Genomic DNA, 26,382 nt, shown 5'->3' with positions numbered 1-26,382 from the left:
CGCCGGATGACTAACCCGGCAGTTTTTTGAGTTTGGCAGCCGGATGGGACAATGCGGACGACGGACGCCGCCTGCTGTATGCTATAGATTGGTAAGGTCGTTCTGTAGCGGCATTTCGAGATTGCCGGGTCACCTCTGCCAGCCTCAAGTCTAATCAGTCGACGCGGCGCATCGCCATCTCATGGTTATCGCAAGTTTTGTAGGGTCATAAGCCGACACCAAACTGTAATTTTCCGATAGCGTCAGGAGTTAGATTGGTTATACATTACCAATACCACGCTGTGATGACAGTACCCTTTAGAGGTCCGGCCAGTGAGGTGAGTCGAGCGATACGGGCAGGACCGTGTCGAAGGGTGACGCTGCGGCGTCGATGGGAAGGGGCTTTTGACGATGGTTTTTCGTAAGCAGGTTTTGCTCGCATCCGGTGCGGCGATATTCGGTCTGGTACCAGTTTTCGCGCAATCCGTTCTCGCGCAGTCGGCGCCCGCGCCATCGTCCGCCCCCGTCGCAGCCGCGACCCAGGGGGACCCCGTAGCGGACGGCGCCGATACGGACATCGTCGTCACTGGTATCCGCGGCAGCCTGCGCAGCGCGATCGCAGTAAAGCGCAACGCCAACGCGATCGTCGACGTCATCAGTGCCGAGGCGATCGGCAAGTTCCCCGACCGCAACGTCGCCGAATCCCTCTCGCACGTTCCCGGCGTCAGCATCGATCGTCGCTTCGGCGAAGGCGAGAAGGTCGCGATCCACGGCACCGATCCGGCGCTCAACCGCATGCTGCTCGACGGCCATGCGGTCGCCTCGGCCGATTGGGGCGGCAACGACAACGACCCGACCAGCCGTACCTTCAACTATTCGCTGCTCGCGCCCGAACTCGTCGAGCGCCTCGAAGTCTACAAGTCGCCCGAGCCGCGCATTGAGGAAGGCAGCATCGGCGGCACGGTCATCGTGCGCACGCGCCGTCCGCTCGACACGCCCGCCAACTCGATCTTCGCATCGGGCGGCTATTCGTACAACGACCGCGCCGACAAGGGTAACGTCCGCGCGTCGGGTCTGTACAGCTGGCACAACGAAGGCGGCACCTTCGGCGTGCTCGGCGCCGTCACCTACGACAAGCAGAGCCTGACGCGCTCGGGCGTCGAATTCTTCGGGTTCGAGAATGCCGGCGACCGCTTTTTCCAGAAGGATGCGAACAACGCGCTGATCCGCGATGCGAGCGGTCAGCCGGTGCTGAAGAACCCGGGTGCGACCGTGACCGGCGGCACGCGGCAGGATCTCGCCAACGCGGTATCGCCGTTTGGCATCAACTACGCGTATTTCACGCAGGAGCGTAAACGCATCAGCTATGTCGGTACGGTCCAGGCCAAGCCGACCGACGACATCACGCTGACGCTCAACGGCCTGCATATCGACGGCAACTACAACAACAGCAGCCAGTCGATGTACGTCATCCCCGGCGCATGGAGCGGCGACGTTCTCCAGTCGGCGACGGTCGCGAACGGCGTCGTCACCAATGCGAGCTTCGGCGCGGCCTCGGCCGGCAGCCAGAGCGCGCAGCTCGATCTGTTGATCCGCAAGACCAAGCTGACCACCGACAACCTCAACTTCGTCGCCGAGTGGGAAGGTCCCGGCGGCGCGACCGTGGCGGCGACCGGCGGCTGGAGCAAGGCGATCGGCGGGCGCAATCCCGAATATCTGCTCGATGTGCGGACCGACCTTCCGTACAGCTACGGCTTCACCTCGGACAGCGCGAACGTCGATTACGTTGGCGACCTGACCAACCCGGCCAATTACCGCCGCAGCAACAGTCCGCAGCTGCAGACGATCGACGGCGCGCCGGTGATCGTCAACGGCACGCAGCTGAATGCGGCGCGCGCGGGCGGGATCGATTTCTCCAGGACGATCGATCGCGATTACTACGCCGGCTATGACGCAGTCATTCCGTTCGAGGCGGGGCCGTTCAAGGAAATCCGCATCGGCGGCAAGTTCACCGATCACCGCAACCGCCTGAACGCGAGCGGCTTCAACAACTACTCGACGTCGAACTACACGTTGGCGAGCCTGGGCGTCGACACAACGACGACGCCGAACGGCACGTTCGATGGTACCGGCGGTACCGGCAACGCGACCAAGTACATCAACCTGTCGCAGCAGACCGTGATCGACATCCTCGCGAACTCGATCAACATCCCCGTCGCCAAGCCGACCGCATCGTACATCGTCGACGAGACGGTCGCGGCGAACTACGTCCAGCTGAACTTCGACCAGAGCGGCTTCCGCGGCAACATCGGTGGGCGCCTGGTCTATACCAAGAACGTGTCGAACTACGCCGACCAGGTCTCCGGCACCGACGGCAGCCTGCCGACGATCGTGCCGCAGCGGGTCGAGAACGACTATCTGAAGTTCCTGCCAAGCCTGAATGTCGCGTATGAAGCAGGCACGCACCTGATCTTCCGCGGCAGCGTTGCCAAGGTGATCGCGCGCCCGCGCTATGAGCAGCTCGGTGGTTCGGTCGGTCGCAACGACATCACGCTCGATGCGAGCGGCGGCAACCCGAACCTGAAGCCATACCAGTCGACCAACTACGAACTGTCCGCGGAATACTACCCGCGCGAGGGTACGCTGTTGTCGCTCGAACTGTTCCGCCGCGAAGTGAAGGACTACATCCTCAACGGCCTCAGCCGCCAGACGTTCTTCAACGAGCTGACGCAGAGCAACGCGTCCTATCTCGTGTCGCAGCCGCTCAACGGCGGCAAGGCGAACGTCAACGGTGCGCTGGTCTCGGCACAGGGTGAGATCTGGCATGGCTTCGGCCTGCAGGCGAACTACTCCTACGCCGAGAGCTCGACCGACGAGGGGCTGAACCTGCCCTATCTGTCGAAGCACACCGTCAACGTCATCCCGTATTACGAGAATGGACCGTTCCAGGCGCGCCTGAGCTATAACTACAGGTCGTCGTATTTCCGCGCGATCGGCCGCCTGAACTCGATCGACATGGTCGCGCCGTACAGCCAGCTCGACTTCTCGGCAGGCTTCAACCTGACCAAGGCGGTCACGCTGACGGTCAACGCACAGAACCTGCTCGACTCGACCTACACGCAGTATAGCGGCTCGCGAGATCGCCCGACGGCGTTCTACAAGAACGGCCGCACGTACGTCGCGTCGGTATCGTTCCGGATGTAAACCAAGGGAGGCGCGCCACGATGGCGCGCCTCGTCGAACTGAGCGGTGACTGCGACTAGCCTGCCGCACGCCTTTACAGGCGAACCGCTAGCGCCCCCTCACCTTCCCTCATCGATTCAATCGCGCGTTGGGGGTCCCTTTAAGTCGCCTGTGTCGCAAGGACCGGTATCGCTTACGATCGGGATCATACGCCCGTTATCCAACTGCACGAATCTACTTCAAGTCCACCCGCCTCGCGTTGAAGTAGACCTACATGTCGATAGGTACTCCATGCCGATATTGGATCAATTGGGTAATAATGGCTGACCTTAAAGACTGGCATTCCGGGATAGTTCGACCTCCCAGCGCTGGCCTTCCGCACACTGCCCGAACACTATCGTAATAGTGCTCAATTTATCACAGCTGAGACAGATTCCATTAGGTTCATTACTGATGAAATCAGTACGGAATATCCAAGCGCAGCAACCCGATCAGGTAAACCCCTGTAAATAATGGTATTCCATGAGGGCTGTTCGCAACGTCGGCCGATCAACTTCTGACGGACCGTACGGGTCTACTTCCCTCCCGCAGTTGACACCCGCGCCCCTGATGGTAGCCCTATCATACACGGCAACGACCGTGTGCAATCCGGCCTGATCAGGGCGGCCGGGAATGGGGGAGGATTTATGAAGAAATTTTCGCGCACGCTCGCGCATTCGGTATCGACCATCGCGGTCGTGACCGGGCTGGCAGCTTCCAGCACTGCGATCGCGCAGACGAACACTGCCGCGACCAGCCAGAGCACTCAGACGACGACCGTGCAGCAGACCGCACCCGACGCGGCGCCCGCGACTGGCACGCTCGACGAAGGGACGGCCGGTCCGGCCAACGAGATCGTCGTCACCGGCATCCGCGCCAGTCTCAATCGCGCGATCGACATCAAGCGTAATTCCGCGGGCGTCGTCGATGCCATCTCGGCCGAGGATATCGGCAAGTTTCCCGATACCAACCTTGCGGAATCGCTGCAGCGGATCACCGGCGTGTCGATTACTCGCGCCAATGGCGAAGGCTCCCAAGTCGCGGTCCGCGGGTTCAGCGGCGGCTTCAACCTCGTGACGCTGAACGGCCGTCAGCTTGCCTCGACCAGCATCGACACCAGCACGGGCAACGCCTTCGCGGTCGGCACCGGCCGCTCGTTCGACTTCCAGAACCTGGCGTCCGAAGGCGTCGCCACGCTGGAAGTCTACAAGACCGGCCGGGCGAACATTCCGACGGGCGGCATCGGCGCTGCGATCAACGTCGTCACCCGCCGGCCGCTCGATGCGCGCGAAGACGGCCTGTCGGGCTCGATTGGCGCCAAGGCACTGTACGACAGTTCGGTCGAGAATGCGGAGGCCAATCTCAAGAAGGTCACGCCCGAACTGTCTGGCCTGATCAACTGGAAAAACCCCAGCGAAACCTTTGGCGTCAACGTCTTCGGCAGCTATCAGTTGCGCGAGTCGACATCGATCCAGTCGAACCCGAACTATTGGAACATCGTTCCGCTGGCCGATTTCTTGAATACGGCGGGTGCGTACATCACGCCGGCGACGAATATCACGAACCGTCCTACTACGCAGTACGTGCAAATTCCGAATGACAGCCGCTATCAGTTCTCCGAGAACCGCCGCGAGCGCATCAACGGTCAGGCCAACATCCAGTTCAAACCTACGGATCGGCTGGAGATCACGATCGACGGCTTGTATGCGCGCAACAAGTTGAGCGACGAGCGTAGCGAGCAGACCAACTGGTTCCAGCGGCCGTTCAGTGACGTAACCTTCGACGATAACAAGAAGATGCAGACTGCGATCATCTTGGCGGAGGCTAAGCAGGCGGATAAGGGCTACGAGCAGCAACGGTTCGCCACGAAGACCGAGCTTTACTCGGTTGGCGGTAACGTCAAGTGGAACTTCACCGACGTGCTGTCGCTGAAGCTTGACGCAAACCATTCGAAGTCGACCACGAATCCGGACAATGCGAACGGCACGTCGGCGACGACGATCTCGATCGGCGCTCCGGTTCGCGCTACGCACAAAGTCGACTTCAGCAGCGGCTTCCCGCAGCAGTCGGAAACTCTGAACGATTGCAACGCGACCAACGGCGGCCGCGGCGGCAATTGCAACAATATCCTCGACATCGGCGACTTGGGCACGCAGGTCGCGCGTCGGATCTTCTCCAAGCAGGAGTCGAGGGTCAACCAGTTCAGTGGCGAGCTGGGCTGGGATCTCGGCAACGATAGCCGTTTCGTGGTCGGCAGCAACTATGTGGATGCAACGACCCGCTCGGCCAGTTCCAATAACCAGCAGATCCTCGGTGACTGGAGCATTACGGACACCGGCCGCGTCCAGGAGCTCGCCGGCGATCTCATCAAGACCTATTGCATGACCTGCAAGTTCGACAAGTATAACCCGAACTCGACCGGGTCGGCGCTGGTCGCGTTTCGTGGCGATGCGGTCGACCTGCTGGACATCTTCTCACCCTATTATGCGAAGCTGGGACGCCCCGACGCTTTGCAGGGTTCGTCGGACGATACCGTCGGCGAGAAGAACTTGGCGGTCTATGGCCAGATGGCCTGGGGCGGTGACATTGGCGGACGCCGTGCAAACGCGCTGATCGGCGTTCGCTACGAACGGACCCGGGTCAAGTCGGTCGGTCTTCAGTCGATCCCGACGGCTTTGGCCTGGCAATCGGACAATGACTTCACCGTGATCGGCGGACCTCCGGGCGCCGCGGTGATCGTGAAGTCGAAGTACGACAACCTGCTGCCGTCGCTCGACTTCAATATCGAAGTGCTCGACAACGTCATGGCGCGCACCTCGTTCAGCCGTACGCTGGCCCGGGCGGACTATGGCAATTTGTTCGCATCGGTGACGGCAAACGCTCCGAACCGTCCGACAGCACTCGGTGCGGCCCCGGCTCCCGCCACGCGGCAGGATCCAGCGCTGTTGCCGCTGATCTCGGACAATTTCGACGTGTCGCTGGAGTGGTATTACAAGCCCACGAGTTTCGTCTCGGTCGGCTTCTTTAACAAGAACGTGCGCAACTTCGTCGGCAACCAGATAACCAACGGTAACCTGTTCGGGCTGCGCGACCCGGGTTCAGGCGCGCCAGGATCGCGGTCGGGTATTGCGCAGGCCTACCTCAGGAACAATGGGATTACCCAGACCGATCGAAATCTGTTCGCCTACGCGGCGCTGCTGCAGCAGAATGGCGGCAATCAGGCAGCGGCGACGGCGGCCTTCCGCGGCGCGCTCAATCCCGCCACGGGCGAAATCAGCGATGCGGTCTACAATCCCCTCGCCCTTGCGGTCGATCTCGTCGGGGACGCCAATGATCCGCTCGTGAACTTCGCGATCAGCGGCCCGGTCAACAACAAGGAAGGCAATATCCACGGCTTCGAAGTCGCCTGGACGAACTTCTTCGGTCAGACCGGCTTCGGTTTCGCGGTTTCGTACACGAAGGTGAGTGGCGACGTGAACGTGGATCCCTATGCCGATCCGAACGTCAACATCTTCGCGCTGAGCGGTTTGGGCGACAGCGCCAACTTGACGGCAATCTATGACAAGGGCGGTATCTCGGCCCGCGTCTCGTACAACTGGCGTGACAAGTATCTCGCGGCTACGAACCAGGGCGGCAATCGCAATCCGTTGTTCACGGCCGCGTTCGGTACCTTGGACGGCAGCATAAGCTACGATGTCACGAAGGCGTTCTCGGTCTCGCTCGAAGCGGTCAACCTGACCAGCGAACCGTTCCGCCAATATGCCCGCACCGAGACGAACCTGGTGTATGTGCAGGAACTCAAGCCACGCTATTATCTCGGCGCGCGCTATCGTTTCTGATGAAGGCGGGAGTGGATCTTGGTCCACTCCCGACCCCACTAAGAAGGCCGCCGCCGTGCCGTGCAGCGGCCTTTTCCTTTGTCGGTCGCGGTCGCGCTGATAAGCGTGAGGCAACAACAGGACCGGAGCGGATGAATCCCGTACAGATCAACAATGTCGACCATGCCGATTTACGCGTAAGCCCGCGGACTGGCGCCGCGTTCGGCGACGCTGCCAATCAGACGCTGGTATTTCCCGCGGAGTTCGAGGCGGTGCAGCGCGAATTCGCCATCATATTCCGCCGCCGCGACGAGGGATTGCAGGCCTGTGCCCTGTTGGGGCTGGACCGCGACGAGAACCTGTTCCTGTCCGGCGACTATTGGACAAGCCGCTATGTGCCCGCCAGTCAGCAGCGCGGCCCCTTCTCGATCGGGATGGTCCGGCGCCCCGGAGACGATGTCGGCGAGCCTATGCTGCACGTCGATCTCGACGACGGGCGCGTCGGCGACAGCACCGGCCTGCCGTTGTTCCTGGAACATGGCGGCAACACACCGTACCTGGAACATATCACCGGCGTGCTCCGCCTGCTGTACGAGGGACTGCAGACCGCGCCGGCTGCCTATACCGCGCTAGACGAGGCTGGCCTGCTCACGCCGGTAACGCTCACCGTCGATGTCAGCGAAGAGCGCCGCTATACCATAGCCGACGTGCTGGTCGTCGACCTCGAGCATCTAGCCGCTCTGAAAGGCGAACCGCTCGAGCGACTTCACGGATCGGGCGTGCTGCGTCTCGCCATCCTGGCCGCGGCGTCGCTCGGCAACATCCAGCAGTTGATTGCGCGCAAGCAATCTCTGCTGAGCCAGACCGGTTGATCCCGGTGGCAGGTATCACGCGCCGTACGCGTGTCATCGATGGCACGAGCGCGATCAGCGTGCCGATCGCCGACCTGATCGCCGATGGCGTTCCGGTGATCCTGCGTGGGATCGCCAGCCACTTGCCGCTGGTGGCTGTCGGGCTGGAAGGTGCAAAGCCGGCAATGACGTGGCTGAAGCAGTTCGACGGTGGCCGTCCCGTCACGGCGTACGTCGGCGATCCGGCGATCGGCGGCCGCTTCGGGTATTCCGACGATTGCGCCGCGCTGAACTTCAAACGAGAGAGCGGCTCGCTGTCCGGGTATCTCGACCAGCTTCTTGACGGGCTCGGCGATCCGGAAGCCCCCGCCATCTATATCGGCTCGACCGACATCGATCTGTACCTACCTGGTCTTCGCGCGCAGGCCGCGCTGCCGTTCGGCGACCCGCAGCTCGTCGAGAACCCACCGCTGGTCAGCATCTGGATCGGCAATCGTACCACCGCCGCGACGCATTACGACATGTCGAACAATCTGGCATGCTGCATGGTCGGTCGCCGGCGCTTCACGCTGTTTCCGCCTGATCAGGTCGCCAACCTCTACCCTGGGCCGTTGGAGCCGACGCCGGCCGGACAGGTGGTCAGCATGGTCGACCTTCGCGCACCGGATCTCGACCGATACCCACGCTTTGCCGAGGCGCTGACACATGCCGAAATTGCCGAACTCGAGCCGGGTGACGTGCTGCTCTACTCGGCGTTGTGGTGGCATAATGTCGAGGCGCTGGATCCTTTCAACGTGATGATCAACTATTGGTGGAACGCGGTGCCGCGGTTCATGGATACGCCCATGAACACCCTGCTCCACGGCCTGTTGTCGCTGCGCGATCGGCCGGATCACGAGAAGCAGGCATGGCGCGCGATGTTCGACCATTATGTCTTCGGCTCTGCGGATCACGCCAGGGAGCACCTGCCCGAGCACGCACATGGCGAACTTGCGCCGCTGGACGCTATGTCCGCACGCCGGTTGCGCGCCAAGATCCTCCAGCGCATCAACCGATAGGAGCCGAACATGGCCGAGCAGCGCATCAGGAAAGTCGTCATCGCCGGCGGTGGCACCGCGGGCTGGCTCACCGCCGCCGCCTTGTCGCGACAATTGGGGCAGCTGCTCGACATCACCCTCGTAGAATCCGAGGAGATCGGCACCATCGGCGTCGGCGAGGCGACGATCCCGACGATGCGCGCGTTCCACACGATCCTGGGCCTCGACGAACGCGAGTTCATGCGCGCGACGCAAGCGACCTTCAAGCTCGGCATTTCGTTCGAGAACTGGGCACGCGACGGCGATCGCTACATCCATTCGTTCGGCGATATCGGCAAATCGACCTGGATGGGCGACTTCCACCATTTCTGGCTTGCCGCCAAAGCCGCCGGGGATGCGAGCGAGATCGGCGACTATTGCCTGGAACTCCAGGCGGCCAAGGCGGAGCGGTTCGCGCTCCCCTCCGAGGGCCAGATCAACTACGCCTATCACCTCGACGCAGGCCTTTATGCCCGCTTCCTGCGCGCGCGCAGCGAGGCGAACGGGTTGAAGCGGATCGAGGGGCGGATCGCCAGCGTCGAACGCGACGGCGAGACCGGCTTCATCCGCGCGCTCGTCCTCGAGTCCGGCGAGCGCGTCGAGGGCGACCTGTTCATCGACTGCACCGGCTTTCGCGGGCTGCTGATTGAGGGCACCTACGCCGCCGGTTACGAGGACTGGTCGCACTGGCTGCCCACCAACAGCGCGCTAGCCGTGCAGACCGCCGCGACGGGCCCGGCGCATCCGTACACGCGCGCGATCGCGCATGACGCGGGCTGGCGCTGGCGTATCCCGCTGCAGCACCGCGTCGGTAACGGGCTGGTCTATGCCAGCGATCATCTGTCGGACGACGAGGCTCATGCCCGGTTGCTCGCCACGATCGACGGCGCGCCGCTTACCGAGCCGCGGCTGATCCGGTTCCGTACCGGTCGCCGGCGACGGGTATGGATGGGGAACTGCGTCGCGCTCAGCCTCGCCAGCGGGTTCGTCGAACCGCTCGAATCGACCAGCATCCATCTGATCATGACGGGCATTACGCGGCTGATGCAGACCTTCCCGTTCGGCGGAATGGCACCCGCGCTGGTTAGGCGGTACAATGATCAGGCGCAGGCTGAGCTCGAGCGCGTCCGCGATTTCATCATCCTCCACTATCACCTCAACGAACGTCCCGAACCCTTCTGGGCAGCGCGCCGGGACATGCCGATCCCCGACACGCTCGTGGAGCGCATCGCGCTCTTCACAGAGGGCGCGCAGGCGTATCAGGGCGGCGATGACCTGTTCCGTGTCGCCAGCTGGGTGCAGGTGATGCTCGGCCAGCGCCTGACCCCGCGCGACCACCACCGCCTTGGCAGCATCATGGGCGGCCCGCAGCTAGCCGGCGTCTTGACCAATATCCGCAGCACGATCGCAGACGCAGTCGCAGGGATGCCGACGCACCAGCAGTTCCTGGATCGCTACCTTGCAGCCCCGGTCACCCCCTCGCAGGGGATGCGTTAGGTCGCGTCGAACGCCACGATGATGCATTCGGCAAGCGGACGATGACGCTACGGCAGTGTTCGCGATCGCATGGCGATCCTCTTGCCATATCATTGTTGGCATTCTCTCGATTACCGGATCGTGCAAGTCCGTCGGTAATTCGCCCGACAATTGCAGGCCCGCGGTGCTGACTGTACGACGTGGCCTACGCGCGTACCGACGAGGAACTCCACTACAATGAAACTCGCCGACCTGGCCGCACTCGCGGGCGTTTCGACTGCAACCGTGTCGCGCGCGCTTGCAGGGCATTCCTCCGTGAACGAGCAGACGCGCGAGCGGATACGCGAGTTGGCGCGCGAGCACGACGTGCGACCGAACCAGCTTGCACGCAACCTGCGGATGAAGAGCACCGGCGCGATAGGACTGGTCCTGCCGCTCGGCCACGCGAAGACGCAGCATCTGACCGACCCGTTCTTCCTGTCGCTGCTCGGATTCCTCGCGGACCTGCTGGTCGAGCGCGGCTATGACATCCTGTTGTCGCGCGTGATCCCGGATGCCGAGGACTGGCTCGAACGGTTGGTCGACAGCGGGCGGATCGATGGCTTGCTACTGGTCGGCCAGTCGGACCAGTTCGCGGCGATCGAGCGGGTTTCGCAGCGCTACCGCCCGCTGATCGTTTGGGGTGCGAACCGTCCCGGCCAGCATCATTTGACGATCGGATCGGACAATGTCGCGGGCGGGCGACTGGCAGCGGACCATCTGATCGCGCAAGGCCGGCAGCGGCTGCTGTTCGTCGGCGACCCTGCCCCGCCCGAGTTTGCCGATCGCCTTGCCGGGTTCGCTGCGGCGGCCGACGAGGCCGGTATCGCCTACTCGGTGCTGGCAACCGCTATGAGCCCCGAAACGGTTCACGCTGCGGTGGCGGAGCATCTTGCGGGCGGCACAATTCCGAACGCGATCTTTGCTGCGTCGGACGTCGCGGCGATGAGCGTGCTGCGCGCACTGGCCGAGGCGGGGATCGACGTTCCCACCACGACCGCGGTCATCGGCTATGACGACGTCTCGCTGGCAGCGCACACGTCCCCGTCGTTGACGACCATCCGCCAAGATCTTGCGATCGGAGCGGAATTGATGGTCGATCGCTTGCTGAAGCGCGTCGCCGGCGAGCCAGCTGAGTCCGCGATCGTCCCCCCTGCGCTGATAAAGAGACAGTCCGCCTAATTTCTGCAATCGATTGTGAAACATTTCTTGCAATCGATTGCGACGCGAGTAGGAGGCGGCCTTGGGCTTCTCAGAAAGCCGTCGCGCAGGGAGAGTCGCATGAAAGTACGTCACGCATTGCTGGCCGGCATCGCCGCCGCATCGTTCGCCACCGCTGGGGCCGCACAGACCGCACCGCAGGCTGATCCGGCTGCCACGCCGGCCGACACCGCCACTGCTCCCGCTGCCGACATCCCGCAGGACGACATCGTCGTGACGGCGGTCGCGCGCGGCACGAACAAGCTCAACACGTCGATCACCACCAGCTCGATCACGTCGGATGCTCTTGTCCAGCTGGCACCGCGCACCTCGGGCGAACTCCTCCGCAACCTCCCCGGCATCCGGGTCGAGGCATCCGGCGGCGACGGCAACGCGAACATCTCGGTCCGCGGCCTGCCGGTCGCATCGGGCGGCTCGAAGTTCCTCCAGCTGCAGGAAGACGGCCTGCCGATCCTGGAATTCGGCGACATCACGTTCGGTAATGCCGACATCTTCCTCCGCGCCGATTTTAACGTGAGGACGGTCGAATCGGTCCGTGGCGGTTCGGCCTCGACCTTCGCGTCGAACTCGCCCGGCGGCGTCATCAACTTCATCTCGAAGACCGGCGAGCAGGAAGGCGGCGCGTTCCAGCTCAGCAGCGGGCTCGACTACCGCGAGTTCCGCGTCGATTTCGACCAGGGCGGCAAGCTGTCCGACACGCTGACCTATCATTTCGGCGGTTTCTACCGGATCGGTGACGGCCAGCGCGAAGTCGGCTTTGACGGCGTCAAGGGCGGCCAGTTGAAGGGGAACATCACCAAGTCGTTCGGCAATGGCGGCTATGTCCGCCTGTACGGCAAGTATCTCGACGACCGCGCGATCGGCTATCTGCCCAACCCGGTACAGGTAACCGGCACGAACAGCGATCCGACCTACAACAACATCACCAATTTCTCGATCAACAACGGCACGCTGCACAGCGCCGACATCCGCACCGTGCAGACGCTCGACGGCAACAATCAGCTCGTCACGCGTTCGATCCGCGACGGCCAGCATCCCGTCGTGTATTCGGCGGGTCTCGAGACGCAGATCCCCGTCGCGGACGGCTGGAACATCGTCGAGCGGTTCCGCTATTCGGACATCTCGGGTGGCTTCACCTCGCCGTTCCCGTCGGCCGTCGGCTCCGCGCAGACGATCGCCAACGGCATCGGTGGCGCCGGCGCGCAGCTGTTCTACGCGAGCGGACCGCAGAACGGCCAGCGGATCACCAACCCGGCGTCGCTCAACGGCAATGGCCTGCTCGCCAACGTCGTGCTGTTCGACGTCGACCTGAAGAGCCTCAACAACATCACCAACGACATCCGCCTCAACGGCTCGGTGCCGCTCGGTTCGGGAACGCTGGCGATCACCGGCGGCTTCTACGCCTCGCGCCAGGACATCAAGAGCGACTGGCTGTGGAACTCGTTCGTCCAGACCGTCGCCGATGACGGTCGCTCGCAGCTGGTCGACGTCCGCACCGCGGCGGGCGTTCCGGTCACGCAGAACGGTACGCCGGGGTATTCGGCATTCGGCTTCGGCAATTGCTGCCGCCGGTCGTACGATCTCGACTACACGACCTATGCACCATTTGCTCAGCTCGGTCTGGAGATCGGCCGCTTCAACATCGACGGCTCTCTGCGCTACGATTTCGGTCGGGCCCGTGGCAGCGTCGCCGGCGCCGATCTGGGTGCGGGCTTCGGCAGCGGCATCACGACGTTCGACATCAACGGCAACGGCGTGATCTCGGCGCCCGAGCGTCAGGTCGCGATCATCCCGACACGCCGCTCGCCGCTCAACTACAACTACGACTATCTGTCCTACTCGGGCGGCGCGAACTATCGCCTGACCGACAGCACCGCAGTATTCGCACGCTACAGCCGCGGCGGTCGCGCCAACGCCGATCGCCTGCTGTTCGGCCCCTCGATCAACACGACCACGGGCGGCCTGACCGACGAGGGCGCGGCAGTCGATTTCGTCCGTCAGCTCGAAGGCGGGTTCAAGTTCCGCCAGAACGGTCTCTCGCTCTACGCCACCGGCTTCTGGGCACGCACCGAAGAGCAGAACTTCGAGGCGACGACACAGCGTTTCTTTAACCGCGAATATGAAGCGAAGGGCGTCGAGCTCGAGGGCCGGATCGCACGCGGGCCGTTCTCGCTGTCGGCGGGCGGCACCTACACCGATGCCGAGATCACCAAGGACGTTCTCAACCCCGCAGTCGAGGGCAACCGCCCGCGTCGCCAGGCTAAGTTCATCTTCCAGGCGACCCCGCAGGTCGATGTCGGCCGTCTGACCGTCGGCGCGAACGTGATCGGCACCACCGACAGCTTCGCGCAGGACAATAACGTCCTCAAGATGCCCGGCTACACGCAGGTCAACGCGTTCGTGTCGGTGCACCCGACCGAGAACGTCACGCTGTCGGTCAACGGCAACAATCTGTTCGACGTGAAGGGCATCACCGAAGCCGAGGAAGGCGCAATCCCGACCAACGGCATCGTCCGGGCACGCTCGATCACCGGCCGAACGATCTCCGCCGCGGTCCGCGTCGGCTTCTGATAGGGCGGGTGAGCGTGACTATGACCTCCACCGAGCGCCGTCTCGACGCGCTCGCCCCCCTTCTCAAACGCCAGCTCGAACGGCTGTACGGCACCGATCGACTGGCGTCGCTCTGGCTGCGGATGGAGACGATCCTCCGTGATCGGGCGGCCGAACGGCCAGCGGCGATGGTCGCGCTCGACGAGGCGCGATTGAGCGATCCCGACTGGTTCGTCGCGCCCGACATGCTGGGCTATTCGACCTATGTCGATCGGTTCGCCGGCACCGTCGGCGGGCTGATCGACCGCGTCGACCATCTCGAATCGCTCGGGGTTCGGTATCTACATTTGCTCGCGTTGCTGAAGGCACGCGAGGGCGACAGCGATGGCGGGTTCGCGGTCGCGGACTATCTCGCGATCGAGCCGCGGCTGGGGACGATGGCCGATGTCGCGCGCCTCGCCGCGCGGTTGCGCGAGGGGCGGATCAGCCTGTGCGTCGACCTCGCGCTCAACCACACCGCGGACGATCATGCCTGGGCGAAGGCGGCACTCGCGGGCGATCCGCATTACCGTGCCTTTTATCATGTCTTGAGCGATGACGAGGCGCAGGCGTACGAGGCCGACCTTCCCCAAGTGTTCCCGACGACTGCGCCCGGCAACTTCACGTACGTGCCGGCAATGGGTGGGCAGGTCTGGACGACTTTCTATCCGTTCCAATGGGACCTTAACTGGTCCAACCCTGAAGTCATGCTCGCGATCGTCGACACGATGCTGCGGCTGGCGAACCACGGCTTCGAGGCGTTCCGGCTCGATTCGATCGCGTTCCTCTGGAAGCAGATCGGCACTAATTGCCGCAACCGTCCCGAGGCGCATTTCATCGTCCGTGCGCTGCGCGCGGCGCTAGACATCGTCGCGCCGGCGACACTTCTGAAGGCCGAGGCGATCGTCCCGACCGCGCTTGTGCCGCCGTATTTCGGCGCCGACGAAGGACGCGACTGGGATGGCGGGTTCGAGCCCGAATGCCATCTCGTCTATAACAACTCGCTGATGGTAGCCGGCTGGGTCGCTTTGGCCGAACAGTCCGCCACCCTGCCGCATGCGATCGTCGAGGCAAGCGGTGGCCTGCCACGCGGCGCGAACTGGCTGAGCTACGCGCGGTGTCACGACGATATCGGCTGGGGCGCGGTTATCGGCGATCTCGCCGGGATCGACCCGGACCCTGTGGCACGGCTCAAGGTAGCGGCGCGCTTCCTCGAAGGCGGCGACGGCAGCTGGGCGCGCGGTGCCCCGTTCCAGTCGGATGGCTCGGTGCTGCACGGATCGAACGGGACGATGGCGTCGCTGGCGGGGCTCGAAGCGGCGGCGGACGACGATGCGCGCGAAATGGCGTTTCGGCGGATCGCACTGCTCAACGCGCTGTCGATCGCGAGCGGCGGGCTGGCGACGACCTACATGGGCGACGAAGCGGGGCTGCTCAACGACGCGAGCTATCTCAGCGATCCCGAGCGCGCGCACGAAGGCCGCTGGTTGCACCGGCCCGAGATGGACTGGACGGCGCTTGACGAGCCGGCCGCGCGGCGGATCAGCGGCGATCTGGCAGCGTTGCGCGCGGCAAGGGTCGCGAGTGGCGGGGCTGGTTCACCGTTGGCGATTGCGACGGGTGAAGCCGCCCTTCTCGGCATCGGTTGTGGCAGCGACCGGGTGTTCCTGAACTTCTCCGACGCCGCGGTCTCGGTCGACGGGCTCGCCGGATGCCAGGATCGTTTGTCCGAACAGCCATGCGGTGCGCCGCTCGACGTCGAACCCTGGGGCGTCATCTGGGCAGGCCCGGCGGCGTGACCCGGCGAACTCACAATCCTCCCCCGCAAGGGGGAGGTGGCTGGCTCTTGTCAGACGGAGGGGGAGGCATGCGAAACGCAGGTTCCGTGTCCTCCCCCTCCGTCACCTACGGCGACACCCCCCCCTGGCGGGGGAGGATCGATTGGTCCACGCCGGATCATCTCGCACAGGAGGCATGACAATGAACCTTGGCCTCATGACCAAGCCCCGCCTCTCGCTGATGCGGCTGATCGAGATGAACCTCGGCTTCCTCGGGCTGCAATTCTCGTTCGGTCTGCAACAGGCCAACATGGCGCCGATCTACGGCTATCTCGGCGCGGACGAGGCGAGCCTGCCGCTGCTGTGGCTCGCCGGACCGATGACCGGGCTGCTGATCCAGCCGCTGATCGGCGCGATGAGCGACCGGACCTCGACCCGGATCGGCCGCCGCACCCCCTATTTCCTGGTCGGCGCGATACTGTGCAGCCTGTGCCTGCTGGCGATGCCGTACAGCCCGACGCTGTGGGTCGCCGCCAGCCTGTTGTGGGTGCTCGACGCCGCCAACAACGTGACGATGGAGCCGTACCGCGCCTATGTCGGTGACCGCCTCCCCGACGACCAGCGCGCCGCCGGCTTCCTGACGCAATCCGCGTTCACCGGCCTCGCGCAGACGCTCTCCTATCTGGCGCCGTCGCTGCTGGTATGGATCGGCTTCAACAAGGATGCCATCGACGGCAACGGCATCCCCGACATCACGCGGATCGCGTTCCTGATCGGCGCAGTGCTGTCGCTGGCGACGATCGTCTGGTCGGTTGTCCGCGTGCCCGAACTGCCGCTACCCGAAGAAGAGAAAGCACGGCTGGCGAAGGAGCCGCTGACGCTCGGCGGCACGCTGCGCGATCTCAAGACCGCGCTGGTCGAGATGCCACGGCCGATGCGACAGCTGGCGATTGCGATGCTGTGCCAATGGTATGCGATGTTCGCCTATTGGCAGTTCATCACCTTCGCGGTCGCACGGTCGCTGCACGGCACGTCGGACGCCAAGAGCGAAGCGTTTCGCGACACCGTGCTCACCGTCGGCCAGCTCGGCGCCTTCTACAACGCCGTGGCGTTCGTCGCGGCGATCGCGCTGGTGCCGGTCGCGCGTCGCTGGGGAGCAAAGAACGCGCATGCCGCGTGCCTGCTCGCGTCGGGCGTGGCGATGCTGGCGATCCCCGGCCTGCGAACCGAACCTGCGCTGTTCGTGGCGATGCTCGGCATCGGCATCGGCTGGGCGAGCATGATGGGCAATCCGTACATCATGCTGATCGACATGATTCCCCCCGAGCGCAACGGCGTCTACATGGGCATCTTCAACATGTTCATCGTCATCCCGATGATCATCGAGAGCCTGACCGTGCCGCTATTCTACCACTCGCTGATGGGCGGCGAACCGCGCAACATCCTGTATCTAGGCGGCGCGCTGATGGTGCTGGGCGCGATCGCTACGACGCGCGTAACCATGCGCGCATCGGTGTCGCCCTCTGAAACCTCCGCCTAGGCCGGAGACAGAGGAGGGCAGGTATCCGGCCAGCGACATGCTTTGCGGTTTGGCGAAAACCGTGCCGCCCACAGTTCGCAGCAGGCCGGAAACTGAACCTGGATTACCGCATCTGCATGAAGAGAGCGAGCGCGTTGCGGGCGCTATCGGCAAAATAGTCGTAAATCGCGCGTGAGACTTCGGCGATAACCGGCTGGCGGTCGCGTCCCCCTCGCGCGAACACCACGATCGCGACGCGGCGGCCGTCCGGCATGGTGATGAACCCGACGTCATAGGTGATACCGTCGAGCGTACCGGTCTTGTCCTCCACCCTGGTACCCGCGGGAAGCAGGGCGCGGATACGGCGCGTGCCCGTCTGGCAGCGGCTCATCAATTCGAGCAGAAATTGACGGCTTTGGGCCGCCAGGACGGTGCCGTTGTCGAGCTTGTTCAACAGCGTAACCATCGCGATCGGCGTGGCAACATCCTTGCTGTCGGCAAGGTGGCCACGCTCCCTCAGCAACTGGGCGATGGTCCTGTCCATTCGGATGCCGGTAATCCTGTGCGACGACAGCCACTGCTGGATAGCGACGGGGCCCCCGAGAGCGGCAAGCAACTGGTCGGTCGCCTGGTTGTCGCTATGGACGATCATCAATTCCATGACCTTCGCGGCGGGACGACCGACGATCATATCGCCGAGGGTGCGGCGACCTTGGTCGACGTCGGCAAGGTAGGCGGCGGCGATCGCGATCTTGACCGTGCTCGCCATCGGAAACGGCGTGTCCCCCCTGACGGACGCGGTCGAGCCATCGCGAAGGTCCAGGGCAGCGATGCCGTAGTCACCGGAGCGTTCCGCGACCAGCAAACTCAACACGCGTTCGAGCCCGGTAGGCCCAATCGAGTCTGCAGTCGCCGGTGTCGCAACGAGGAGGCTAGCGGCGATGCTCGATAGAAACAGGCAGGAAAGCCGAGGTGCGCGCATCAGTCGTCCTTGAATGTCGTCCGTCGTCGAAGTGGAGATGCTAGACCGAAAAACATGAACGCATCATGTTGCATGCCGCTGAGGAACGAACAACGGCGAATGGCATGCGACGGGTAGCGAAGCCAGCCATGTCCGATATCTTGCTCTTCCGCCCGTCGCTTTTGACATGGCAGCGGCCGCTGCGACCACGTCCCATGCGGTAAATGATGCCAACGCCCGCGCGCATGCGCCGAAGTCGAAAGATTCAAAAGTTACCGACCCCGGAGAAAATGATGCGGGCTGTTCGCACCTCAAAGACGCGCGAACAGATCGCCGATGGAAGCGACGAAATGCGTGCTCATGGCCGCGATCGCCGCTTTGGGATCGCGGCCGGCGATCGCTCTCGCCAGGTCGTGATGGTGCGCCAGCACGGCGGTACGCTGCCGCGCGGTGGTTCGCGTCGCCCAGGCGGCAGGCACCGCGTGGACCATCATCGGAGCGAACGAGCGGACGATCTGCAGGAACAGCATGTTGCGCCCCGCCTGTGCGATCGCCTGGTGAAACGCGATGTCGTGGCGGGTCAGCGCATCGACATCGGTGCCCGCCGCTTCCATCGCCTCGGCTAAACCAATGATCGTCCGCGCCTCGTCGTCGGTGCGCTCGATCGCGGCGAGTTCGGCGGTGCGCAGTTCCAGCGTGCGGCGCACGTCCCAGATCTGCACCATCGAGATCTGCGCCGTCGCCACCGCGTGATCGAGCGAGGTCGCCATCACCGATCCGTCGATCGCAGCGACCCGCGCGCGCCTGCCATTGCCCACGTCGATCAGCCGCAGCGCCGCCAGCGCGCCGAACGCCTCGCGCAACACCGGCCGGCTGACGCCCAGCTCGGTCGCGAAATGGCCTTCGGACGGCAGCGTGTCGCCGACCTTCATGTCGTTCGTGCGGATATGCGTGCGGACCGCGTGGACCGCCTGGTCGACGAGCGAACCGCCCTCGACCAGTCGCAGGCTCGCCGCGCTCATGCCGCGAGCCGCGGTGCGCGCAGCGAGGACGGGGTCGTGCCGAACTGCCGCGAGAAGGCGCGCGTGAAACTGGCGTTGTTGAGATAGCCGCACTGGTACCCGATCGACGATACCGGCAGGTCGGTCGCGATCAGCAGCTGACGGGCCGCCCCAAGTCGTCGGTCGAGCAGCGCGTCGGCGACCGTGCAGGCGAACATGTCGCGGAAGCCGCGCGTGAGCTTTGCCCGGTTAAGGCCACAGGCCCGCGCGATCGAGTCGAGCGTCATCTTCTCACCCCAGCGCTCGTCGATCATCCGCTTCGCCGCGACAATCCGCTGGCTGTCGCGGGCGGACAATTGCCCGGCACCCGCGAGAGGTACGAGGTCGTCCTCGACGATCCGCTGGAACGTACTGGACAGGAGCTCGATGCATTTCGCCGAACGATGCGTGCTGCGCCAGGGTTCGGGCAGCGTGCAATCGAGGATCGCGGCGACCATCATCCGCAACTCGCTCGGCAGATGGCACGCGATGTTCGCGTCGGGCGCATAATCGAAGACCCGCAGGCAGGCGCCACGTTCGACCGCAAGGACGAGGATCGCGCGCTCCTCCGAGGGAACCGTGCCGGTGGTGACGGTAACCTGCGCTGGCGCGTCCTCGCCGAGCGCGAAGCAGAGGACCACCGCGTCGGCGGAAACAGCCGCCGGGTCGACCAGGCCCTCGCCGATGAAGGCCGCCATCTCGGGCGACACCGTGACCCGTTCCTTCTGCATGCTACCCTCGCCCAATACCGATCTCCTGTTCCCGATTGCCGGGATTGGGTCGATCATGCAGCTATCGGATAGCTCACGCAAGAGCTATCTTACAGGTTAGGCAATTGCGGATACCGGCGCACGACGCATTGCCATCGTGAAGGCGATGACGGAGATCGCGCTGGTCACTACGCCGACGATCGCGAGACCCTGTGCGAGATGCGCCTCGCCGCCCAGCATGCCGCTTGCCGCCGCGACCAGCGTTGGTGCGAGACCGTAGCCGATCAGCCCGGCGATCGCGATGAACGCGCCGATGCACAAACCCCTAAGTTCGTTGGGAATGAGCACGGTCAATGCCACCGAAGTCACCACGCCCGTCACCGCGCCACACGTCACGAGCAAGCCGACGGCGACCCCGAACAGCGGAACCGAGGGCATGATCGGGAACAACGCCGCGGGCACGCCAACCGCCGCGGCAACGATCGCACCGATCAGCAGGCCGCCACGCCGCCCGCTCTTCTGCCCCCGGTCGGCGGACAGGCCACCGACGATCGCACCGACGACGCCCGAGCCAAAGAGCAGCGTGCCCATCCAGCCGGCGAACTGGTCAGGCTGCAGGTGGAAATTGCGTGACAGGACCGGCGAGACCCAGATCCCGGCGGCGGCATCGGCCATCACAACGCTGATCTGTCCGATGAACAACGGGACCAAGAACACGCGTCGTGCCCATAGCTCACCGGCCACGACCTTGAACGGGGCATGCGTGCCCGCCGCAACCTCCTGTCGTGCCGGCTCGCGCAACAGCAACAGCGGCAGGATGGCAAACACGCTGATGACCGCAAGGCCGAGATGGACGCTGCGCCACGGCATCATGCCTGCGAACCACGTCGGCGCGCCGCCATGCGCGAAAAGGCCGAACAGCGCGCCTGACAAGCCCAGGGCGAGCGCAATACCGAGCGATTTGCCGAGATTGACGACCAGCATCGCCCTGCCCCGCTGCGTCGGGACGCAGAAGTCGGCGCACAGCGACAGCGCCGCGGTCAGCGCGCCGGTCGTGCCGATCCCGGTCAGCATGCGCGCAACGAACAGCAGCGGCACGCTCTGCGCGAACCCGGTGAGTACCGTGCCCAGCGTCCACACGAGCGCGAGCGCGATCATCATCCGCACGCGGTTGTAGCGATCGACCAGGATGCCGATCGGGATCGAGAACACCGCGAGCGGCAGTGCCGCCGACAGTCCCTGGATCAGGCTCAGCGTATAGTCGCTGAGGTGGAGTTCGGCCTTCGCGCCCTCCTGCACCGTCCCGAACGAGCCCATCATCGTGAAGCCGACCGCCATCGCCAGCGCGAGCGCGAGCAACGGCAGCAGCGTCCTTGCGAACTGCGGAGAGGCCGGTCGGGCGAAATCGGTCATGGGAGCTCCTTATGCAAGCGCACGGCGCAGTGCCTCGTGGCTGTCGCGGCGCGCCTGTTGCGAGACCGGACCGTCGGCGAAGACATCGAAGGCGTGATAGCCGCCGGGGTAGACGTGAAGCTCGACCGGCACGCCCGCGCGGATCAGCCGCGTCGCGTAATCGATGTCCTCATCGACGAAGAGATCGAGCGCACCGGTCGCGATATAGGTACGCGGCAGGTTGCGGAGATCGGTTGCACGCGCAGGCGCGGCGTAGGGCGACACGTCGTCGCCACCGGGCGCGTGGCCGAGCAACGAACTCCAGCCGAAGCGATTGCTCTGCGCAGTCCAGATAAACTCGCCAGCGTACGGATGCGGCGGTGCTGTGCAGGTACGATCGTCGAGCATCGGGTAGATCAGGTGCTGGAACGCGAGCGCATACTGCCTACGGTCGCGCACCATCAGCGCCAGCGCCGCGGCATACCCGCCGCCGGCACTCTGCCCCATCACGCCGAGCCGCGCCGGATCGATGCCGAGTTCCTCGGCATGGGCGATCGTCCAGGCAAGCCCGGCATAGCAATCCTCGATCGGACCCGGAAAGTTCGTCTCGGGCGCGAGGCGATACTCGACCGACACCATGATGCATTGCAGGTCGGCGATCAGCGGACGGACCAGCGGATCGTAATCGCTGACCTTGCCCATCACATAGCCGCCGCCGTGGATGTGATAGATGCAGGGCAGGACGCCGGTGGCGCCCACCGGGCGGAAGACGTGCAGGTCGATATCCGGGGCTCCGGCAGGCCCTGGAACCGTATGGATCTCCAGCGTCGCCAGCGACTTGTCGGCCGGGGGAAACATCGAGGGCCGGTCGCGCATCGCCGGCAGGATGTCGTCCGTGAGCGATATCCGCGGCAACATATCCAGCAGTGGGCGGAGCGTAGGGTCGACGAGGTGCAGGCTGTCCATATCAAATCCTTCTTCCCCCCTCCCTGGAAGGGAGGGGTCGGGGGTGGGTCGGCGCGGGGCGCACTCTAGCGCCTGCCAATAAGCCGACCCACCCCCAGCCCCTCCCTTCAAGGGAGGGGAGTAGTTCAGAACGCAAAGATCTTGCCCGGATTGAACAGGTTGTGCGGGTCCAACGCATGCTTCAGCGTCCGCATCAGATCGACCGCATCGCCGAGTTCGGCGACCAGCCAGTCCTGCTTGCCGATGCCGATGCCGTGCTCCCCGGTGCAGGTGCCGTCCATCGCCAGCGCGCGCTCGACCATCCGTGCGTTGATCGCCGACACCTCGGCCAGTTCCGCCTCGGACTCCGGATCGATAGAGAAGACGACGTGGAAATTGCCGTCGCCGACATGGCCGAGAATGGTCGCCGGGACCGACGAGGCCTGGAGGTCGGCCTTGGTCTCGCCGATGCACTCCGCCAGGCGGCTGATCGGCACGCACACGTCGGTCGCCCAACCGACAGCGCCGGGGCGCAGGTTGACCGCCGCGTAATACGCCTCGTGCCGCGCCTTCCAAAGCTTCGAGCGTTCCTCGGGCAGGTTGGACCAGCGGAAGTCGCCGCCGCCGTTTGCCGCCGCCAGTTCGCGGACCGTCTCCGCCTGTTCGTCGACATAGCGCGGCGAGCCGTGGAATTCGAAGAACAGCGTCGTCAGTTCGGGATAGTCGAGCTTCGACCAGGCGTTGACCGCCTTCATCTGCATGTCGTCGAGAATTTCGACGCGGGCGAGCGGCACGCCGATCTGGATCGCCTGCACCACCGTGTCGACGGCGCCGTTCAGCGTGTCGAAGCTGCACACCGCGGACGAGATCGCCTCGGGAATGCCGTGCAGCCGAAGCGTCACCTCGGTGATGATGCCGAGCGTCCCCTCGGAGCCGACGAACAGCCGCGTCAGGTCATACCCCGCCGCCGACTTGCGCGCGCGGCGGCTGGTGCGGATCTCGCGCCCGTCCGGCGTCACCACGCGCAGGCTCAAGACTGCCTCACGCATCGTGCCGTAGCGCACCGCGTTGGTCCCGCTCGCCCGCGTCGCGGCCATCCCGCCGATCGTCGCATTGGCGCCGGGATCGATCGGGAAGAACAATCCCAGGTCGCGGATATGCTCGTTCAGCTGCTCGCGGCGGACCCCCGCCTGCACCGTGCAGTCGAAATCCTCGGCGTTGATCGACACGATCTGCGTCATCTCGGACAGGTCGACCGAAACGCCACCCTGCACCGCCAGCGTATTGCCCTCGATCGAGGTGCCAGCACCGAACGCCACGATCGGAACCTTGGCGGCGGTGCACAGCTTGACGAGATCGACCACCTCCTCGGTTGATCGCGCGAAGACGACCGCGTCGGGCAGCATCGGTGCGAAATGCGCCTCGCTGCTGCCGTGGTGGAGCCGCATCGCGTCGCTCATCTGGAGCGCATCGCCGAACCGCTGCTTGAGCGCCGCGACGAACGCCGGGTCGAGCGGCGCGCGCTCTATGGGGTCGAAATGCATGGTCATCCTAGAACCGGAAGCTCGCGCGTACGCCGTAGCGGCGGCGATCGCCCTGGATTGCGAGGTTCGACGCCAGCGGCGCGAGCCCGGCGCGAACCAGCGCCGACTTGTCGATATAGCTCTCGATGAACTTGGTGTTGAACAGGTTGGTGCCGAACGCGGTGACCGTAAGGCCACTCGAGAAACGGAAGCCGAGCGAGGCGTTGGTGATCGCATAGGCCGATAGTTTCGGCGCCACATTGGGATCGAGCGAGGAGCCGATGCGGCTGCCCTTCCCGAAGATCCCGGCATCGAGCAGCACTGCGTTGTCGCCGACCGGCACGGTGTAGGTCGTATTGAAGTTGAAGTTGTAATCGGGCGTGAAGATGATCCGGTCGCTCGATACGTGGACGCCGGTGGTCGCGAAATACTGGCTGTCGTCGGTGATCCGGGCATGGAGATAGGATGCGCCGGCGTCGATCCGCCACTGGTTCGTCACGCGCAGATGCGCCTCCACTTCGGCGCCGTAGCTTTCGACGGTGCCGGTGTTGAGGTTGATCGCGACGAAGCCCCCGCTGGTGTTGGGCGCGAGCGAGTTCTGGCCGATGAAATCCTTGTAGTCGTTGTAGAACACGTCGGCGTTGATCGTCAGGCGGCGGTCGAACGCGTCGAACTTGGTGCCGAGTTCGTAGGTCCAGACATTGTCGCCCTTGTAGGTCGCATCCTCCGGCCGCGTACCCGGACCGTTCTGGCCACCGCCGCGGATACCCTTGGCGACCGAGGCGTAGCTCATCACCGCCGGTGTCCAGTGCTGCGTCAGCGTGACACGCGGCTGGAACTGGTCCTTCTTGTACTCGGGCGCCGTATACGGCGTGATGCCGTTGACCTGGCTCGCAACCAGCTTCTGGTGATCGTACCGGCCGCCTACGGCGAGATCGAGCGTGCCGACTTTCAGGAACGCGGTGGCGAAGATCGCGCGGGTGTCGTTGCGGACATAGGTCGACGACGGCGTGGTCGAGGCCGGCGCCGGGAAAGTCGGCCCCAGCAGCGCACGGAAATCGATCGTCGTCAGCTGGTCGCTCGTCTGCGTGTAGCGGTTACCGTACAGCCCGATCAACGTCGAGAACGCATCGCTCCACTGCGTATCGAAGCGCAGCTCGGCGGTCTTGGTCTTCAAGGTCGAACCGCCGCGGGTGCGGAGCAGGTCGACGGGGCCGAAATCGCCGTCGTTGATTCCGGCGACATTCTTCTGGTTGTAGGCGCCGATCGCGGTGATCTTGGTTTTCAGCGAGGCGGCATCGAACTCGCCCTTCACGTTCGCGCCGTAATAGTCGATCACCGCGCGGTTCAGGACGTTGGTCGCGCCGTCGAGGCGGTAATCGGTCGGCCCGGCGACATGGATATACGATGTGCTGCCGCCTGCGGTCTGATCGTAATTGCCGTTGACGGTGAACACCGCCCAGTCGGCCGGCGTGAAGCGCAGCGTGCCGCCGACGCTCTGCTGCTTCAGCGGGTTCATGTCGCCGATCGTCAGCGTGTTGCGCATGAAGCCGTCCTGCTCATGATAGGACGCACCAATCCGGAACTGCAGCAGGTCGCGCACGATAGGGCCGCTGACCGAGCCCGAGACCGAAGCGTAATTGTCCGTGCCGGCGACCGCGGCATCGAACCGCCCTTCCCACTCGTTGCCCGGCTGGCGTGTAATGACGTTGATCGCGCCACCCAGCGTGTTGTTGCCGAACAGCGTCCCCTGCGGCCCGCGCAGCACTTCGATCCGCGCGACGTCGACGATCGGCGAGTTGAGGTACGACGTGTTCGGCTGATAGACGCCGTCGATGAAGATGCCGACGCCTGGCTGCACGGTGTCGATCAGTGTCGTACCGATGCCACGGATCGAGACAAACGCGCGGCCCACGCTGTCCGAATTGATGTTGAGGCCCGGCGTGTAGGACGCGACGTCCTTGACGGTGTTGACCTGCAGCTCCTTCAGCCGATCGCCGGTGATCGCGGTCACCGCGATGGGCACGTCCTTCAGCGACTCCTGGCGCTGGCGGGCGGTGACGACGATGTCATCGGAGCTGACGGACGTTGCGGTCTTGGCCGTATCGGCGGCGTCCTGTGCAAAGGCCGGTACGGTCGTGAAGGCGGCGGCGGCGCATCCTGCGGCGAGCAATGTCTTAAAGCGCATTGGATCCTCATCCCTTTAGAGCGCCGATCCATTGCCGGCTACTTCTACAGTCAGA

General features: G+C 64.4%; 16 protein-coding genes. 9 read left to right on the top strand and 7 right to left on the bottom strand.

The annotated features are described in order from the left end of the window. Positions 1 to 390 precede the first annotated feature (390 nt). From AC59GX_RS16395 to AC59GX_RS16355, 9 genes are all read left to right on the top strand, one after another. Positions 391 to 3,183, top strand: coding sequence for a TonB-dependent receptor (locus AC59GX_RS16395; RefSeq protein WP_426282308.1), 2,793 nt, complete (start codon positions 391 to 393; stop codon positions 3,181 to 3,183). 665 nt (positions 3,184 to 3,848) lie between these two features. Next, complete coding sequence (locus AC59GX_RS16390) at positions 3,849 to 7,040, top strand: TonB-dependent receptor (RefSeq protein ID WP_426282309.1); 3,192 nt, start codon at positions 3,849 to 3,851, stop codon at positions 7,038 to 7,040. 131 nt (positions 7,041 to 7,171) lie between these two features. Then, complete coding sequence (locus AC59GX_RS16385; RefSeq protein ID WP_426282311.1) at positions 7,172 to 7,891, top strand: SapC family protein; 720 nt, start codon at positions 7,172 to 7,174, stop codon at positions 7,889 to 7,891. Continuing rightward, positions 7,891 to 8,928, top strand: coding sequence for a cupin-like domain-containing protein (locus tag AC59GX_RS16380; RefSeq protein ID WP_497302141.1), 1,038 nt, complete (start codon positions 7,891 to 7,893; stop codon positions 8,926 to 8,928). Before AC59GX_RS16385 ends, AC59GX_RS16380 begins: the two co-directional genes overlap by 1 nt. 9 nt (positions 8,929 to 8,937) lie before the next feature. After that, entirely contained in the window at positions 8,938 to 10,443 is a 1,506-nt protein-coding gene (locus tag AC59GX_RS16375) for a tryptophan halogenase family protein (protein ID WP_426282312.1), read from the top strand. Between the two features lie 216 nt (positions 10,444 to 10,659). After that, positions 10,660 to 11,643 (top strand): LacI family DNA-binding transcriptional regulator, encoded by a 984-nt coding sequence (locus AC59GX_RS16370; protein ID WP_426282314.1) that lies wholly within the window; start codon positions 10,660 to 10,662, stop codon positions 11,641 to 11,643. A gap of 99 nt (positions 11,644 to 11,742) precedes the next feature. Next, complete coding sequence (locus AC59GX_RS16365) at positions 11,743 to 14,253, top strand: TonB-dependent receptor domain-containing protein (RefSeq protein ID WP_497302079.1); 2,511 nt, start codon at positions 11,743 to 11,745, stop codon at positions 14,251 to 14,253. 20 nt (positions 14,254 to 14,273) lie between these two features. Beyond that, on the top strand, positions 14,274 to 16,070 hold the full coding sequence (locus AC59GX_RS16360) for an alpha-amylase family glycosyl hydrolase (protein WP_426282450.1): 1,797 nt from the start codon (positions 14,274 to 14,276) through the stop codon (positions 16,068 to 16,070). A gap of 181 nt (positions 16,071 to 16,251) precedes the next feature. Next, a complete protein-coding gene (locus tag AC59GX_RS16355) occupies positions 16,252 to 17,589 on the top strand; it encodes an MFS transporter (RefSeq protein ID WP_426282317.1) in 1,338 nt (445 codons plus the stop codon). 103 nt (positions 17,590 to 17,692) lie between these two features. Here the strand turns inward: AC59GX_RS16355 and AC59GX_RS16350 are convergent, their stop codons facing one another. The 7 genes from AC59GX_RS16350 to AC59GX_RS16320 all read right to left on the bottom strand — a co-directional run bounded on the left by AC59GX_RS16350 (position 17,693) and on the right by AC59GX_RS16320 (position 26,327). Beyond that, on the bottom strand, positions 17,693 to 18,550 hold the full coding sequence (locus AC59GX_RS16350; RefSeq protein ID WP_497302078.1) for a serine hydrolase: 858 nt from the start codon (positions 18,548 to 18,550) through the stop codon (positions 17,693 to 17,695). 290 nt (positions 18,551 to 18,840) lie between these two features. Then, complete coding sequence (locus AC59GX_RS16345; protein WP_426282320.1) at positions 18,841 to 19,551, bottom strand: FadR/GntR family transcriptional regulator; 711 nt, start codon at positions 19,549 to 19,551, stop codon at positions 18,841 to 18,843. Then, positions 19,548 to 20,300 (bottom strand): helix-turn-helix transcriptional regulator, encoded by a 753-nt coding sequence (locus tag AC59GX_RS16340; RefSeq protein WP_497302077.1) that lies wholly within the window; start codon positions 20,298 to 20,300, stop codon positions 19,548 to 19,550. The genes AC59GX_RS16345 and AC59GX_RS16340 overlap by 4 nt, the downstream gene beginning before the upstream one ends. A 96-nt stretch (positions 20,301 to 20,396) precedes the next feature. Further along, a complete protein-coding gene (locus AC59GX_RS16335; protein WP_426282322.1) occupies positions 20,397 to 21,692 on the bottom strand; it encodes an MFS transporter in 1,296 nt (431 codons plus the stop codon). Between the two features lie 9 nt (positions 21,693 to 21,701). Then, positions 21,702 to 22,637 (bottom strand): alpha/beta hydrolase, encoded by a 936-nt coding sequence (locus tag AC59GX_RS16330; RefSeq protein ID WP_426282323.1) that lies wholly within the window; start codon positions 22,635 to 22,637, stop codon positions 21,702 to 21,704. Between the two features lie 125 nt (positions 22,638 to 22,762). Next, positions 22,763 to 24,166: an FAD-binding oxidoreductase gene (locus AC59GX_RS16325; RefSeq protein ID WP_426282324.1), complete on the bottom strand. Its 1,404-nt coding sequence runs from the start codon at positions 24,164 to 24,166 to the stop codon at positions 22,763 to 22,765. Between the two features lies 1 nt (position 24,167). Further along, positions 24,168 to 26,327: a TonB-dependent receptor gene (locus tag AC59GX_RS16320; RefSeq protein WP_426282325.1), complete on the bottom strand. Its 2,160-nt coding sequence runs from the start codon at positions 26,325 to 26,327 to the stop codon at positions 24,168 to 24,170. Between the last annotated feature and the right edge of the window lie 55 nt (positions 26,328 to 26,382).

The organism is Sphingomonas sp. 320_CC (assembly GCF_059691795.1).
The sequence above is the reverse complement of the archived record's forward strand: the minus strand, read 5'-3'. Positions and strand labels throughout refer to the sequence as shown.

Bases quoted from the DNA above. Each gene is read 5' to 3' on its own strand.
- AC59GX_RS16355 (WP_426282317.1), top strand. From the start codon at position 16,252: ATGAACCTTGGCCTCATGACCAAGCCCCGCCTCTCGCTGATGCGGCTG.
- AC59GX_RS16350 (WP_497302078.1), bottom strand. From the start codon at position 18,550: ATGCGCGCACCTCGGCTTTCCTGCCTGTTTCTATCGAGCATCGCCGCT.
- AC59GX_RS16320 (WP_426282325.1), bottom strand. From the start codon at position 26,327: ATGCGCTTTAAGACATTGCTCGCCGCAGGATGCGCCGCCGCCGCCTTC.
- AC59GX_RS16340 (WP_497302077.1), bottom strand. From the start codon at position 20,300: ATGCAGAAGGAACGGGTCACGGTGTCGCCCGAGATGGCGGCCTTCATC.
- AC59GX_RS16325 (WP_426282324.1), bottom strand. From the start codon at position 24,166: ATGACCATGCATTTCGACCCCATAGAGCGCGCGCCGCTCGACCCGGCG.
- AC59GX_RS16395 (WP_426282308.1), top strand. From the start codon at position 391: ATGGTTTTTCGTAAGCAGGTTTTGCTCGCATCCGGTGCGGCGATATTC.
- AC59GX_RS16365 (WP_497302079.1), top strand. From the start codon at position 11,743: ATGAAAGTACGTCACGCATTGCTGGCCGGCATCGCCGCCGCATCGTTC.
- AC59GX_RS16370 (WP_426282314.1), top strand. From the start codon at position 10,660: ATGAAACTCGCCGACCTGGCCGCACTCGCGGGCGTTTCGACTGCAACC.
- AC59GX_RS16360 (WP_426282450.1), top strand. From the start codon at position 14,274: ATGACCTCCACCGAGCGCCGTCTCGACGCGCTCGCCCCCCTTCTCAAA.
- AC59GX_RS16385 (WP_426282311.1), top strand. From the start codon at position 7,172: ATGAATCCCGTACAGATCAACAATGTCGACCATGCCGATTTACGCGTA.
- AC59GX_RS16335 (WP_426282322.1), bottom strand. From the start codon at position 21,692: ATGACCGATTTCGCCCGACCGGCCTCTCCGCAGTTCGCAAGGACGCTG.
- AC59GX_RS16345 (WP_426282320.1), bottom strand. From the start codon at position 19,551: ATGAGCGCGGCGAGCCTGCGACTGGTCGAGGGCGGTTCGCTCGTCGAC.
- AC59GX_RS16390 (WP_426282309.1), top strand. From the start codon at position 3,849: ATGAAGAAATTTTCGCGCACGCTCGCGCATTCGGTATCGACCATCGCG.
- AC59GX_RS16375 (WP_426282312.1), top strand. From the start codon at position 8,938: ATGGCCGAGCAGCGCATCAGGAAAGTCGTCATCGCCGGCGGTGGCACC.
- AC59GX_RS16330 (WP_426282323.1), bottom strand. From the start codon at position 22,637: ATGGACAGCCTGCACCTCGTCGACCCTACGCTCCGCCCACTGCTGGAT.